Annotated in this window: 12 protein-coding genes; 5 read left to right on the forward strand and 7 right to left on the reverse strand. The window is 52.3% G+C overall.

Annotated features, from left to right (window positions below):
- The 6 genes from MED297_RS22375 to pilG form a co-directional block, all read right to left on the reverse strand.
- On the reverse strand, window positions 1-2,481 hold a 2,481-nt coding region (locus tag MED297_RS22375; RefSeq protein ID WP_008047940.1), incomplete at its 3' end, for a FimL-related protein.
- Window positions 2,482-2,498: 17 nt separating this feature from the next.
- A complete protein-coding gene (locus MED297_RS19175; RefSeq protein WP_008047942.1) occupies window positions 2,499-3,347 on the reverse strand; it encodes a CheR family methyltransferase in 849 nt (282 codons plus the stop codon).
- Between the two features lie 29 nt (window positions 3,348-3,376).
- Entirely contained in the window at window positions 3,377-5,476 is a 2,100-nt protein-coding gene (locus tag MED297_RS19180) for a methyl-accepting chemotaxis protein (RefSeq protein WP_008047943.1), read from the reverse strand.
- Window positions 5,477-5,542: 66 nt separating this feature from the next.
- Window positions 5,543-6,079, reverse strand: a complete 537-nt coding sequence (locus tag MED297_RS19185; RefSeq protein WP_040557711.1) for a chemotaxis protein CheW — start codon at window positions 6,077-6,079, stop codon at window positions 5,543-5,545.
- Window positions 6,080-6,084: 5 nt separating this feature from the next.
- Window positions 6,085-6,462 (reverse strand): twitching motility response regulator PilH, encoded by a 378-nt coding sequence (gene pilH / locus MED297_RS19190; protein ID WP_008047947.1) that lies wholly within the window; start codon window positions 6,460-6,462, stop codon window positions 6,085-6,087.
- Between the two features lie 54 nt (window positions 6,463-6,516).
- Window positions 6,517-6,897, reverse strand: a complete 381-nt coding sequence (gene pilG, locus MED297_RS19195) for a twitching motility response regulator PilG (protein ID WP_008047949.1) — start codon at window positions 6,895-6,897, stop codon at window positions 6,517-6,519.
- Between the two features lie 255 nt (window positions 6,898-7,152).
- Between pilG and gshB the strand changes: the two genes are divergently transcribed.
- The 5 genes from gshB to MED297_RS19220 are packed head-to-tail and all read left to right on the forward strand — an operon-like array spanning window position 7,153 to window position 13,331.
- Complete coding sequence (gshB, locus tag MED297_RS19200; RefSeq protein ID WP_008047950.1) at window positions 7,153-8,109, forward strand: glutathione synthase; 957 nt, start codon at window positions 7,153-7,155, stop codon at window positions 8,107-8,109.
- Complete coding sequence (locus tag MED297_RS19205) at window positions 8,110-9,000, forward strand: cell envelope integrity TolA family protein (RefSeq protein ID WP_008047952.1); 891 nt, start codon at window positions 8,110-8,112, stop codon at window positions 8,998-9,000.
- Window positions 8,993-9,421, forward strand: coding sequence for a Holliday junction resolvase RuvX (gene ruvX / locus MED297_RS19210; RefSeq protein ID WP_008047953.1), 429 nt, complete (start codon window positions 8,993-8,995; stop codon window positions 9,419-9,421). The genes MED297_RS19205 and ruvX overlap by 8 nt, the downstream gene beginning before the upstream one ends.
- 18 nt (window positions 9,422-9,439) lie before the next feature.
- Window positions 9,440-11,059, forward strand: a complete 1,620-nt coding sequence (locus MED297_RS21620) for a VRR-NUC domain-containing protein (protein ID WP_008047955.1) — start codon at window positions 9,440-9,442, stop codon at window positions 11,057-11,059.
- Window positions 11,046-13,331 (forward strand): ATP-dependent DNA helicase, encoded by a 2,286-nt coding sequence (locus tag MED297_RS19220; RefSeq protein WP_008047957.1) that lies wholly within the window; start codon window positions 11,046-11,048, stop codon window positions 13,329-13,331. The genes MED297_RS21620 and MED297_RS19220 overlap by 14 nt, the downstream gene beginning before the upstream one ends.
- Here the strand turns inward: MED297_RS19220 and MED297_RS19225 are convergent.
- Window positions 13,270-14,286 (reverse strand): hypothetical protein, encoded by a 1,017-nt coding sequence (locus tag MED297_RS19225; RefSeq protein WP_050762957.1) that lies wholly within the window; start codon window positions 14,284-14,286, stop codon window positions 13,270-13,272. The two genes, MED297_RS19220 and MED297_RS19225, sit on opposite strands and share 62 nt — an antisense overlap.
- Window positions 14,287-14,368: the final 82 nt, after the last annotated feature.

A 14,368-nucleotide genomic window follows, 5' to 3' on the forward strand; every position in this document is an offset into this window, starting at 1 on the left:
AACTTCTTCAACCACGCGCACGAGATCATCGGACCGGTCAATCGAGCCGTCGATCAAACGGTTGAGCATATTCTCAACGGCCCAGGCGGTTTCACCGACGATTGTAGCGCCAACCATCCGGCCACTGCCCTTCAGAGTATGAAACGCGCGTCGGAACTCGGTTAATGCTTCGGTATCGTTCGCATCGGCTTTATATTTCGGGAAATAAGTCTCGATGGCTTCAAGAACTTCACCGGCTTCTTCGATGAAAATCTCTAAAATGTCATCATCGATTAAATCATCATCCGTTGATTCTGCTTCCTGATCTGCTGCATCAGACGTTAGCGACTCGGCAACTTCTGGCGTTGACTCTGGCTCGACCAAGTCGTCTTCAGAATCCGCAGAATCGTCAACATCGGTGGGTAACGGCTCGTCTGCTTGAACAGTTAAGCCAAAATCGGTCTGATCAATGGCCAGGGTGTCTTCAAAGTCGGGCTCATCAAGATCCGCAACCGGTAACGCGTCCCAGGGTTCTTCTGATGAGTCGGATGAGAGTTCTTCGCTGAAATCAATGACAACATCGTCTTCGGATGCATCATCGACTGACCAATCAACGTCAAACTCATCGGACGAATCGGAGTGACCATCGGACCAATCTTCACTGACATCAGCCGTTGGCAGCTCAACGCTGTCATCCGGTTCTGCAAGCTCCAATGACTCGGGCTCAGAAACGTCTTCATCCACCGAGAGTGGCTCATCCGTTTCCGCCGCAGCAGGGGTGACAGCCGATTCCTCTGTATTCTGGCGCGAATCATCGGTAAGGATAACCTGCAAGCCCAACTTCGATAAGGACTCACCGGCGCGCTCAAGAATGTCGTGATTGATCGCTGAGCCATCGCGAGATAACCGCTCAAGATAGTATTCAACACCCACCAGCGCGTCAGCCAGAGCATCCATCTCCTGCCACTGTGGGCGGTAACGGTCGTTTATCAGTTTTGTCTGTACGTATTCTTCAACAGCTTTAAGAATCCGGCTGGCGTCATACAGCGGAACCATCACCAGTCCGCCTCGAACCCCGGATAATATCGACGGAGCCTCGTTCAAAAGCTGACTGTCGAAGTGCGAACCAATGTATTCAACAACAGCATCTTTGACCTGCTCGATACCATTTCTGGCTTCGCGCAACACGGCTTCATGTGCGTCACTGACGTTTGCATTACGGTCACCGTCGGCTGCGCTGAGGTCGGCATCTTCGACAATACCTGACAGTGTGGCTTCGACATATAAAAGCGCACCGGCTATGTCCATCAACAGGCCATCATCCTCAATCTGAGGTTTTTCCTGCGCCTGCTTAATAATGTCCATCTGTTCACTGAGAACGCGGTGAGGATTCGCCAAGCCAACCACGGCCATGGTGTCGCACAACTGCTGCAATGGAGCGCTCAGTTCGCTTAAACGCTGACTGTCTTTAACCTGAGTGCGAACCATAAGATCCAGCGCATCTTTAAGTCGTGCCAGTTCTTCCAGTAACGCCGTAACCACATTTCCGACGGCTTCTCGGTCAGGTCCCGCCAGACGGGCCCGTTGTGATTGAACTTCCTGATCCGATGGCAATGCATCGACCAGTTTATAGTTCCGTTGGATGTTGCTGATACGGTCAATGCCCGTGTCTCCGAGCTTGGCCAGATAAAACAGGGTGTTCTTGAGCTGAGACTCGTTTGGTGATTGTTTAACCGTCTCAAGTGGATTCGCCAGTAACGCTTTAAACGCATGGTCAATGTCACGCATGACTTTCACGGTTGCTGGCGAGCGTTCCACCAAACCGGCTTTAACAGCGGTGACAAAAGCATCCAATGCACGCCAGAGTGCGCCAATATGAGTTCGTTCGGTCAGGGCAGCAACGCGACTAACCGACTTCGCTAAAAACTCAATTGAGTTGCTGTCCTGTTCCCCTTTAATCCAACCAAGTAAAGCCAACTGATACATCTGTCGTAACTTACGAATCAGCTGGGTTGTTTGCGATCGGGTAAAAGGCGTTTCATCGGGCTCACCCAGCATACGACGGGCGGCACCCATGTCCGGGTTGAACAGTGACGTTTCAGAGAGAAGTTTTTCGCCACGGGCAGCACGAAGGTCATTAAGAATTGGCAGAATGACAATCGGCATATCCGTTTGCCCGCGACCAATCTGATCAAGGTAGGAAGGCAACTGAATGATCGCTTGCATCAATACGGCAAGATTATCACTGCTGGCCGGAACGGTACCATCGACAATGGCTTGATTCAGATGCTCCATCTCTTCAGCCAGCAAAGCAGCACCGTAAAACTCAACCATCTGCAGGGTACCCTGCACCTGATGAATATAGGATAGGCTGAAATCCAAACGGGTTGTATCGTCTGGTGTATCTACAAAGGCTTCCAATGCGTAACGCGCCTGTTTCAGCGTTTCGTCGATTTCACCTTTGACCCACTCTAGTGCCACATAGTCTCGGCGATCAGCCATGCCGATTTCCTCGTGTGTTAATTTCGTTTCAAATAAGCCAGTGCTCGTTCTCCGGGTACCCGGTAAAGATCAGGGTGGGACCAATCCACCATCTCCCCAAGCCCCAACACCAGCATTCCACCTGGTGCGAGTCGACTGGCCAACTCCATCACAATGTCTTTACGCCGCCATTTGCGGAAATAAATCAGAACATTCTGACAATAGATGACATCTAAATTTCGCAACGGGGATCTGGACAGCTCCAACAGGTTAAGCCGCACAAAACAGACCCGGTCTCGAATCTGCTGGTCAACCTGAAACTTATCCGAGACAGGCACGAAGTATTTATTCTGCAACTTCGTGTCGACCAACTCCAAACGCCGGGCTGCATAGACCCCTTTCCGCGCTCGGTCCAATGCCTGTTTACTGATATCTGACCCGGTGATACCAAACCGAATCGGCTGTTCTTCAGTCGATCGTTGAATCACTTCGGCGGTTAACATCGCCAGGCTATATGTTTCTTCCCCGGTAGAGCATCCGACACTCCAAAGACTTAATGGTCTTTGACTGTCTTTGATACGCCGACGGAGGTGGTCTTTTACCAGAGAATAGGCAGCTGGATCACGAAAGAAACGAGTTTCCTGAACCGTCAGGCGATCGATGAGCTGATTCCATTCAATCAACCCCTCGTCCCCTGAACGAACAAACTCATAGTATCCGAGATAATCTTCAAAACCGATTTCGCGCATCCGAATGGACAGGCAGGTTTTAAGAAAACTTCGCCGCTGCTCCGGTAATTGAAGACCTAAACGGTCTTCAATAATGTCCTGCCACGTAGCAAACGCCGAGTCCGATAACTCCGGAGCCTGATTGACAGAAACGACCATAGCTTAATCCAGTCAAGGAAACTGTCGGATTACCCGACAGAAACCATGTCCTCGTCATCCAGATCCGGAATCGACAACGACTCCACATCATCGTCATTTTCCGGAAGTTTGAAACCGGCAACCGACGACTGCAGGTCATTGGCAAGCTGAGCCAGGTTACCAATCGATTTCGCCGTAGCGGTCGTACCGGCCGATGTCTGCGAGGTAATTTCCTGGATCACGTTCATCGTATTCGAGATGTGACCAGCGGACGATGCCTGCTGACGTGCTGCGTTGGAAATGTTCTGAATCAGGTCAGCCAGGTTTTTCGATACGTTCTCAATTTCTTCCAGTGCAACACCGGCGTCCTGCGCCAATCGTGCACCCCGTACCACCTCGGCAACCGTTTGTTCCATCGAGATAACGGCTTCGTTTGTATCGTTCTGAATCGTTTTAACCAGGGCTTCAATCTGCTTCGTTGCCGCTGAGGAACGTTCTGCAAGGCGCTGTACTTCGTCGGCAACAACCGCGAAGCCTCGTCCCGCGTCACCAGCCATCGAGGCCTGGATCGCTGCGTTCAAAGCCAGAATGTTCGTCTGGTCAGCAATGTCGTTAATCAACGATACGATGTCACCAATTTCCTGTGACGATTCACCCAATCGTTTAATACGTTTTGAGGTTTCCTGAATCTGCTCACGAATGTTATCCATGCCGTTAATGGTTGCCTGTACCACGTCAGCACCTTTCTTAGCGATCGCAACCGATCGCTCCGCAACCGCAGCAGATTCCGCGGCGTTTGCAGATACCTGGTCAATCGACACCGCCATTTCGTTCACAGCGGCCGAGGCACCCGCAATTTCCTGTGCCTGGTGTTCCGACGCTTCAGCAAGATGCATCGCCGTTGCCTGCGTTTCCTGAGCAGCGGAAGAAACCTGCACCGCCGTCGTGTTAATCGACGATACCAGTGAGCGCATCTGGTCGATTGCGAAGTTAATGGAGTCAGCAATCGCACCTGTAAAATCTTCGGTAACCGTTGCCTGAGTGGTTAAGTCACCATCAGCAAGGTCAGCCAGTTCGTCAAGCAGTCGCAAAATCGCGTTCTGGTTTTGCTCGTTGGTTTCGGCCGTGGTGTGCAAGTCGCGTTGGGTGTCGCGGACAATTACGAATACCGCAAAACCAATCAGAATGAGTGCAAGAATACCTAAGCCGAGGACGATGTTCTGACTCCAGATACGGGAGTCTGCCGCCACCTGAATCTGGCCAATCAGGTCAGAAGACAGTTCGAGCAAAGATTGTGAATCGGAGAAGATCGTGCCGGAGGCTTCACGCACCTGGAACAACTCAGGCGATGTCGCCATAATCTGAGTCACCGAACCACTGACAATTTCGAAGATCGCAGCAATACTTTCCAGCGATTCCGCCGCTTCAGGGTCCGTAATCTGTGCGATATCCAGGTTTGGATTACCAAAGCGCATACCATCCAGGACGCGCTCGAACAATACAGCATCCCTTTCAAATGAGTCGGCCGCCATGACAGCACCTTCACCACCTACCAGGACTTTGTTAATCGATCGAACAATACGTTCAGCCAACCAGGACTGACGCTGGGCAACGGCGACCTGAGCCGGTTCGGCGTCGTTTTCCAGCAAAATCTCGATGACTTCGTCGTACTCGACCTGAAGTTCAGGAATTCGTTCAGCCAGGGTATTGGCCGTGTTGTGCAGTGCCAGAATGGTTTCCCGGGATTCAACGATCAGGTCCGCCGCATCACTCACTCGGAGCCAGACATTCCCCAGATCATTCACATTCACTGAAGAAGCATGCTCTGATATGGCAGGCAATCCAGAAACCTGGTTCCCCTGAAGAATATAATTCCAGCGGATTTCAAATTCGGCTTTGGCTTTCTGCAAGAGTGAGAAGGCCTCTTCCTTACCAGCTGCAGCCTCTGAGGAGTTCTTTGCGATCTCCTGAGAAAGTACGCGAAGCTCACCCGCGTTTTCTAAGAATTCCGAATCGTATCGGGTTAATGTTCCAACCTGCACGACCACCGCTACCGCGGCCAGGATCACCAACAGCAAACTTGCCAGTAAAATACTGAGAAGTCGGTTGGTACCCAGAATAGTCATTAGGTTTCCGGCTCGTTGTTTCATTTTGAACTCCAGTTCGGCCTCTGGCTGCCATCTATTAAACGTATCTTTTGATTTTCAGGTTCGGGATTATACGGCGACATCCTGAAACTGCTCATGGTCGCTCAGCGAAATCATGCTGAAACGGGACCAAATTCTTTTATCTTTCACGAAATGCCCGGTCACAAAAGGTTTTAAACCTTCAGGTAGATCCGGCACAGTCGGATCAAAACTGTCTGCGGCAAAATACTGCATACCTTCGACACCATCGACGACCAGTCCATCGGACTGCTCATTCTGCTCAATCACCAAAATCCGCCGGGAGCGGATAGGAGTGCTGCTTTCGTAATTGAAAAAGGCGTTGAGGTCGATGATTGGAATCAGGCGTCCGCGAATATTGGAAACGCCCAGAACCCAGGGCTTAACATTAGGTAGACGGGTAAAATTAGGAACCCGAAGCAGCTCGGTTACTTCCGACATCGGTGATACAAAATGAAAGTCACCGATTCGGAATCCGATTCCACTGAATGTTTCGGTCGCTTCTTCCTGCTCCGGAAGACCCACTGCGGTGGAGCGGACTCTGCTCTCCAGGTCTCGCAGCAGGGCAATGGGGGTCTGGTCAGACATGGTCATCAACCCAGCGTCTGACCCGCCATTACGGCTTCAATGGTTTTTGTCAGTTCATCTTCCGTTACCGGCTTAACGAGATAGCCCGAAGCGCCTTGTCGACGACCCCAAACACGGTCGGTTTCCTGATCTTTGGTGGTGACAATGACGACGGGAATATGCGCGGTATCCGTACCTTTTGTAAGCTGGCGGGTTGCCTGAAAACCATTCAGTCCCGGCATGACAATGTCCATCAAGACAACATCTGGCAGTTCTTGACGGGCTAATGCCACGCCATCAGCGCCGTTATCTGCGGTCAGTACTTCATAACCGTGCTTTTCAAGCATACCCTGAAACGCATAAGTCTCGGTTGGCGAATCATCAACTATTAATACACGTGGCATAATCAAAAACCCTTACGTTTAGCAATTTGGCTGAGCATTACATCTCTCATTCGTTCACTTGACGTAATCACGAATGGCGCCCAGTAATTCCTCTTTACCGAACGGCTTGGTCAGGTATTGGTCACTGCCGACAATCCGTCCTTTGGCTTTGTCAAACAACCCGTCTTTACTGGAGAGCATAATTACTGGTGTTTCTTTGAATGCGCTGTTGTTCTTGATCAGCGCGCAGGTTTGATACCCATCAAGCCGGGGCATCATAATGTCGACAAAAATGATATCTGGCTTAGAATCTGCAATTTTGGCCAGCGCATCAAAACCATCTGTCGCGGTGATTACATCACACCCCACCTTCTTCAGCAGCGTTTCCGCTGTCCGGCGAATGGTTTTGGAGTCATCAATCACCATGACTTTCAGGTTGTCAAAACTTGTATCCATAGGTCATCCCAAGGGTAAGCGCTGTTTCTTATATTAAATGACGGCTAGTTACTACAGTAGAAAACACCACCGAGAACAGCGTTTGAAAGCACTCAGGGTCTTAAAGGCAAAGCCTCTCACAATCTAGCCGACTTCTAGCGGGTCACTTTTATCATAGATTCTAACTTATCGCTATAACCGGTTGTAAAGAAAGTTATTTTGAGTCGGACCAGTTTGTTTTAACATGAGCCTAATCACACTGTACCGGAATAAATTATGACCATTCGCCTTGCCGTCGTCATGGACCCTATTGAGTCCACCGCCTACAAAAAAGACAGCACTCTGGCCATGTTATGGGCCGCTCAGGACCGGGGCTGGTCTGTACATTATCTGACCATGTCCGATTTGTATCTGGACAATGGCATTGCCAAAGGTCGGGCAACGGCGCTGACCGTTCATCGCAACCCAGACCACTTCTACGACCTCGGCGAAACCGAAACGATTCCACTGAGCGAGTTCGATGTCATTCTGATGCGCAAAGACCCGCCGTTTGATAACGAATACATCTACGCAACCTACCTGCTTGAACGCGCTGAACAGCAGGGCACGCTGGTTGTTAACCGTCCACAAAGTCTGCGTGACTGCAATGAGAAGTTCTTCGCAACGGCGTTCAGTGAATGCACCCCACCGCATCTGGTTGCCCGGGATGCCTCGCTGTTACGTCAGTTTCACCAGACCCACGGAGACGTAATTTTTAAACCGCTGGACGGCATGGGCGGCAGCGCCATCTTCCGTCTCAAACCCGATGATCCGAACGTGAGTGTGATCATTGAAACACTGACCAACAACGGTCAGGAGCAGATCATGGCACAGAAGTATCTGCCTGAAATCAAAGACGGCGACAAACGCATTCTGATGATCAACGGCAAACCCGTTGACTACAGCCTGGCGCGCCTGCCGGCGAAAGGCGAAACACGCGGCAACCTGGCGGCTGGCGGCTCCGGTCGTGCCCAACCGTTGACCGAACGCGATCGCTGGATTGCCAACCAGGTCGCACCGGAACTGGTCAAGCGTGGGTTACTCTTTGTCGGTCTCGATGTCATCGGCGACTACCTCACCGAAGTCAATGTCACCAGCCCGACCTGCATTCGTGAAATCGATGCAGCCTATGGAACCGACATCGGCGGTATGCTGATGACTGAAATAGAAAAGCAACTGGAGCAACCACGTTAGATGAGTCAAACGACCGCCCGAGTCTCGGACAGTGATCGACTGAGCTTTACCATTTTTCTCGCGCTCGCTCTGCACGCGATCATCATTTTTGGGATCAGTTTCACCTCGGAACTGAATCGGACAACCAGCCCAACGCTGGACGTCACCCTCAGCCTGCACAAGAGCGATGCCCAAGTCAGCGAAGAAGAGGCCGATTTTTTAGCCGACGCTGATCAACAAGGCAGCGGAACACTCGAAGAGGCGGCACTGTTAAAAACGACGGAACAGTCGGAAATTGAAGAAAACCAGATTTTCCACACCACCCCTACCGTACAGCAGATCCGTTTTTCCGATCTGCGTGCGAATAACGATCGGATCATCGCGACTCAGTCCAACAGCAGCTTCGATGCTCTGACGCAAAGCAGCGATGACGGCAGCATGCAGGACGCTGTCGATGCCGAAGAGGCCGTCATTCTGAACAACATCACCGACGTTGCCACATTAAAAGCACTGTTAGATGAAAGCCGGCAAAACTACGCCAAGCGCCCTCGCGTTCGAACCCTGACGGCGGTTTCGACCAAGCGCGCCATCGACGCCCGGTACATTTATGATTGGCTGCAGAAGGTGGAACGTATTGGCAATCAAAACTACCCCGAAGGTGCACGCAGTCAACGCCTGTCCGGCGCGGTGCGGCTCGCCGTGGCGATCAATTCGGACGGCACTTTGAACTCGGTGCAAGTCACCGGATCGTCCGGTTACTCCATACTCGATCAGGCGGCTAAACAGATCGTCTATCTGGCGGCACCCTTCGATGAGTTCGATGCCGAAATGCTGGAAGAATACGACGTTCTTGAAATCATCCGCACCTGGCAGTTCCGCACCGATAACAGTTTCGGACTCGCCGATGGCTGAACTGTGGTTGGGCTTTGACTGGGGTCTGGGCTGGATTGGCGTTGCCAGCGGCCAGACCGAAACCTATACGGCCTCGAAGTTAAAACCGATACGCGCTCGAGACGGCATTCCTAACTGGACGGACATTGACCAACTGGTTCAGGAATGGCGTCCGACCGGATTTGTTGTTGGCATCCCCTACAACATGGATGGCAGCGAATCTCAGATGGTGGTCCGCGCGCGCAAATTCCGTAAACGCTTGCACGGAAGGTTCGGGTTACCCGCCGAGGAAGCGGATGAACGCCTGACGACTCGTGAAGCCTGGCAGCACATGAACCCGGCTTCGTCATTAAAGAAAGCCAAAGCGGACGATCTGGATTCTGTGGCGGCTCAGATTATCCTGCAATCCTGGCTGGAACAACGGCGCCTGCAGCAGGGCTGAATCCTCTGAGAATGTTTTATGACTCAGTCCATTCCGAATGACGATTACTATCTAACCTATTTTCTGCGCATGATCGATGTCGTCGATCAGCGCTACAACGACATTCTCGATGACGATGTTTGTTATTTTATTCAACAGGTGCGGGCCTGCTCCCGACCGTCACTTCGCTTACTGATCCGCCTGTATATGCGCAAGGGGCCAAACTTCCTGGCCGATCGACTCCAGTATGCGGAGGTTCCCGACATTGAGTTCGCAATCGATGAACTGTCCGATCTTGAGTTGCTGCAACGCAACCCGGAAGTGTATGCCTTTGAGCTGATCGACCTGCTACCTGTGGCCCGCAGTCGGGAGCTGTTTGGTCATGATCGGAAAACCCGCAAAACCGATCTTTATGAGCAGTGGCTCGATGACGAACAGTGCCAACCCTGTCAGGACTGGGGCCTGAACGAACCGGTGGTGACACCGCTCGATTACGACAGTCTGCGGCGTATACAGTTGCTGTTTTTCGGCAACGACCATCAGGACATTACGGAATTCATTCTGGAAGACCTGGGCTTGTTTCGCTATGAGTCAATGCCTCTCGACAAAGCCAATCGATTGTTCGACAGCAGCAAAACCATCGACCAATACCTGCTGCTGAATGACTTGCGCTCTGAGTTCTACCTGATGAACGACGCCCGGGATTATTCAAACCTAGCGGAGCTCGTCGAGCAGGCGCTGCAGATATCACTGCCAGACACCCTTGTGCCCAAATGGCATCGCTTTTTAAACCGTTTAGCCTATCGGCTTGAACAGCTCGGCGAACTGCCTTTGGCGCTGGGCCTGTTTGAAACCAATGACTTACCCCCCGCGCGCGAACGGCGGGTACGGATATACACCAAACTGGAACGTTATGAGGAAGCCAATGCGCTGCTGGCGCACATTGAGGCACACCCCCGCTCATCCGATGAAGTGCAGTTTTACCGACGCTTTGTTAATAAACTGCGCCGCCTCTGTGGTGATTCAAAACTGAATCTGGCACCTCCACCCATTACCGAACACACCGTCGTCTGGCCGAAAGGGGATGCCTGTGTTGAACTGCTGGCTTGTGAGCAGCTTCCCGGTGCCGTTTGGCTGGAAAACCGCTTACCGTTAGCCATCTTCGGATTACTCTATTGGCCGGTCATCTTTGCTGATGTTCCCGGCGTTTGGCAGCACCCCTTTCAAGCGGCACCAACGGATCTGAACGATGCAGTATTTGCATCCCGGCGCCAAAACCTGATCGATCAGCTCGCGTCACAATCCAAGCCCCAATGGCGGTCAGCAATTTGCCAAACCTGGGAAGAGAAGCAAGGCATCCGTAATCCGTTTGTGCATTGGAGTGCTTTGGATCTCGACACCGTGTTAGTTTGTTTTGATGCACTGGAACAACCGCAATGGCAAGGGATATTCGACCATCTGTTGACCGACCTCCGCCAATATCGATCCGGTTTTCCAGATCTGTTTCAAGCACATGAAGGACAGCATCGATTCATCGAAATCAAAGGGCCCGGCGATAAACTTCAGGACAATCAGATAGCCTGGCTGACGGTCTTTGCTCGCCTTGGCATACCGGCCGACGTCCTCTACGTCCGATACGAATCCGATGACACGCTTTAAGGTGTCCGTGCGGGCTCTGGCCGCGTTCAATCAGACAAACGGCCATCTGATCGGCAGCGCCCGGCCCTCGCCATCAGCGTTCGAAGGCCAGCACACCCATCGGCTGGTTCAGGACAATCGACCCGACCATACACGAACGGAAGTTTCACTGTCGGCAACATGGTGCAATCCATCTTTCGAGCTGGTGATCTCCGGCCGGGCCGATTGCATTGCCGACAACACCATTGAAGAAATTAAAACCAGCCGCGTTCCCGCGCAGGACATTCCCGATTCCGTGCGGGCACAACACCGCATGCAGGCCGAAATCTACGCAGCACTGTTCGCTTTATCTCATCCGGAGTGTTCCGAACTGATCGTCACGGTGACCTATGTCCACCCGCAAACGCTGCATGAATGGCAGGACTCGAAACGCTGCCAGCGTGAGACATTGATCGAAGCCTTTTTCAGCTACTGCGCCCGTTACGATCACTGGCTGCAATCCGTTCATCAGCATCGACAGCAACGGCAGCAATGGCTACAGGACCTGACGTTCCCGTATCCGAGCATGCGGGTAGAACAGCGTCGGATGGCCGAAAACGTCTACAAAGCCTGTGCAACAGGCGCCCATCTGACCGTCGAAGCCCCGACCGGCACCGGTAAAACACTGGCGGCACTGTTTCCGGCATTAAAGGCCATGCCTCAGAACTCAGCTCAGAGTGTGTTTTTTCTGACCATGAAAACGACCGGCCGGGATGCCGCAGAACAGGCACTCACGGCCATCGATCCGCAAGCGCAGTTGTCGACGGTTTTTCTCAGCGCCAAAACCCGTGCCTGCCTGTCACCCGACACCGCCTGCGATGGCAACGTCTGCCCCTTTGCCCAAGATTATTTCAGCAAACGGGAACGGGTCTGGCCGCAACTGCTGGCACAAACCCGTTGGTCTGACGAAGCGTTGAAGACATTGGCCGAGCAAGAACAAATCTGCCCTTATTATCTGGCGCAGGATTGGGCCAGCTGGTCCGACGTGGTCATTGCGGACATCAACTACATCTACGACACCACCGCCGTCCAACCTTATCTGTTGAAAGAAATCGATAATCAGGCCATGGTCCTGATTGATGAGTGCCACAACCTGATTGATCGTGGTCGGATGATTTTCAGTGATGTCTTTCGCGGCGCACTGATTCAACAGGTACTCAAAGAAGTGCCGAAAGTTATCCAACAAGAGGTGCGCAAACTGCAGCGACAGTTACGCAATGCCTGTAAAGATCAGCCCGCCGGGTTATCAACCACGCTGCCCCAATCGCTCTGTCACCAGATGCGCGAGTTCATCGCCCGTTCCCCGGTTTTGCTGCAGGAAAACCCGAGTTACGAACCCAGCGTTCAGTGGCAGGAACTGATCTTTGCCTGCGCGCGCTTTGCCCGACTCAATGAACTGGCAAACTTGGCAGATTTTCGCTGGCGCTATCAGGATGGGAACACTCATGAACGTCAGGTCGAACTGATTTGTCTGAACCCCAGTCCACTGCTTCAGCAAAAACACGATCTGGTACACAACGTGATCGGCTTCAGTGCCACGCTGCAACCCTGGAGCTACAGCAATCAATTGAACGGTTTGAGCAATGCGGTTGTTCAATCACTGCCCTCACCATTCCAGCCGGCACAGTTTCAGGTCTATCTGGCGAACGATGTGTCAACGCGTTTTCGGGATCGCCATCGGTTAGCCGGTTCGTTAGGCTTCACGCTTGAGCGGATTGTGAACAGTCCCTGCAACAGCATGGTGTTTTTTTCCAGCTATCAGCAACTGCGGCAATGCACCTCGGCACTTCATCGAAGCGAGTACTTACTGATCCAGCAACCCGGTTGGCAATCAACAGATCGGGATGCCATTCTGCAACGCTTTCGGAGTGAGCAAGGGCTTACTTTGATGACCGTGCTCGGCGGTGTGTTTGCGGAGGGCATCGATCTGCCCGGGACGGCACTGGAACAGGTAGTGATCGTCGGGCCCGGATTACCGCAGGTGAACGACGTCAATAACGCCATTCGTGAGCGCATGACCGAACAACAGTTTAACGGCTTTGATTACGCTTATGTGTTTCCCGGCCTGCAGAAAGTGCTGCAGGCCGCCGGGCGGTGTGTACGTACCGAAAGTGATCGCGGAGACATTCTGCTGATTGACGATCGCTTCTCCGGCTATCAGCAGAACGGCTGGCTACCGGACCATTGGTCGATCAGGTCCGGACCGCTGTCGAGCTGGGCGTCGGTTTTTGCAGACGCGCCACCATCTTCATAATCAGCCAGGTCACCCCGGCCAACAACAATGCCAGCAGATACTCAATCATCGGGATACGAATCACTTCGTTCAGGTGCGCAAAGCCCCGCTCACTGTAAACCGCAACAATGCCGCCGAGGTACAGCGCCAGAAAGGCCCACTTCTGCCAGTCTTTCAAATTCAGACCATGCATTTGCGTAATGATGAACATACCGGCAAAGCCGAACATAAACATCGGCCAGGCTTCTTGCCCAAGCATAAAGGCCACCAACGTACCATGGAATAGCACCATGACTTCCATGATCACTTTCCAGTATTTGTTAACGTGCATCGTGGTAAACATCAGCGCGCCCTGAATCAGAATCAGGAAGGTATAGAAGAAGCCAATCAAATGGCCCGACGTGTTTTCCATCGGGTGAAACCAGAAGGTATAGATGGTGGCCCAGGCAAACACATAGCCATGATAACGACGGAACACCCGGCCGGGCTCATTCAGCATCGGGATTTTTTTACCCCAGAACAAACCTCGGCGATTGTTTTCCATCACCAGTACCATCACCAACAGGAGAATTACCGACCCCTGAGAGCTGAATACCGAGACATCCTGAGCCAGACCGTCATACCAAAAGGCGGTTTGAAACCAGTGCAGTACCACAAACCCCAGCGTACCAAACAGGGCTAACACATTAATCGGCTTCAGGTGTTTGGTGTAGCTCAGGGCCTGGTGCTGTGCATAGAAAATAAGCCCCCAAATAAAGAACTGATGCAGCAGATACCCACCCCAAGCGGTTATCCGGGACCATAACGTCGGGTCCGGTAATTTCCAGAAGTACCAGGCCGCGCCCTGATCCGGCAGCAGATCCGGTGACATAACCAGTGGGCGTGACCACCAGATCAGAATAGTGCAAAGCAGCGCAACGCCCGTCGCCAGCAAGGCGCCACGGCGTGCAGACACCGAAGTGGTGTGATCCGTCATAAATATCCCCTTTTTCTTTGCGGGTATTACGCATTCTATCGGCTTTCGGATCAGCCTTATCCTCTGGTTGCAATTTTGACCT

The sequence above is a fragment of the Reinekea blandensis MED297 genome (assembly GCF_000153185.1).
In the GTDB taxonomy this organism is placed as follows: Bacteria; Pseudomonadota; Gammaproteobacteria; order Pseudomonadales; family Natronospirillaceae; genus Reinekea; species Reinekea blandensis.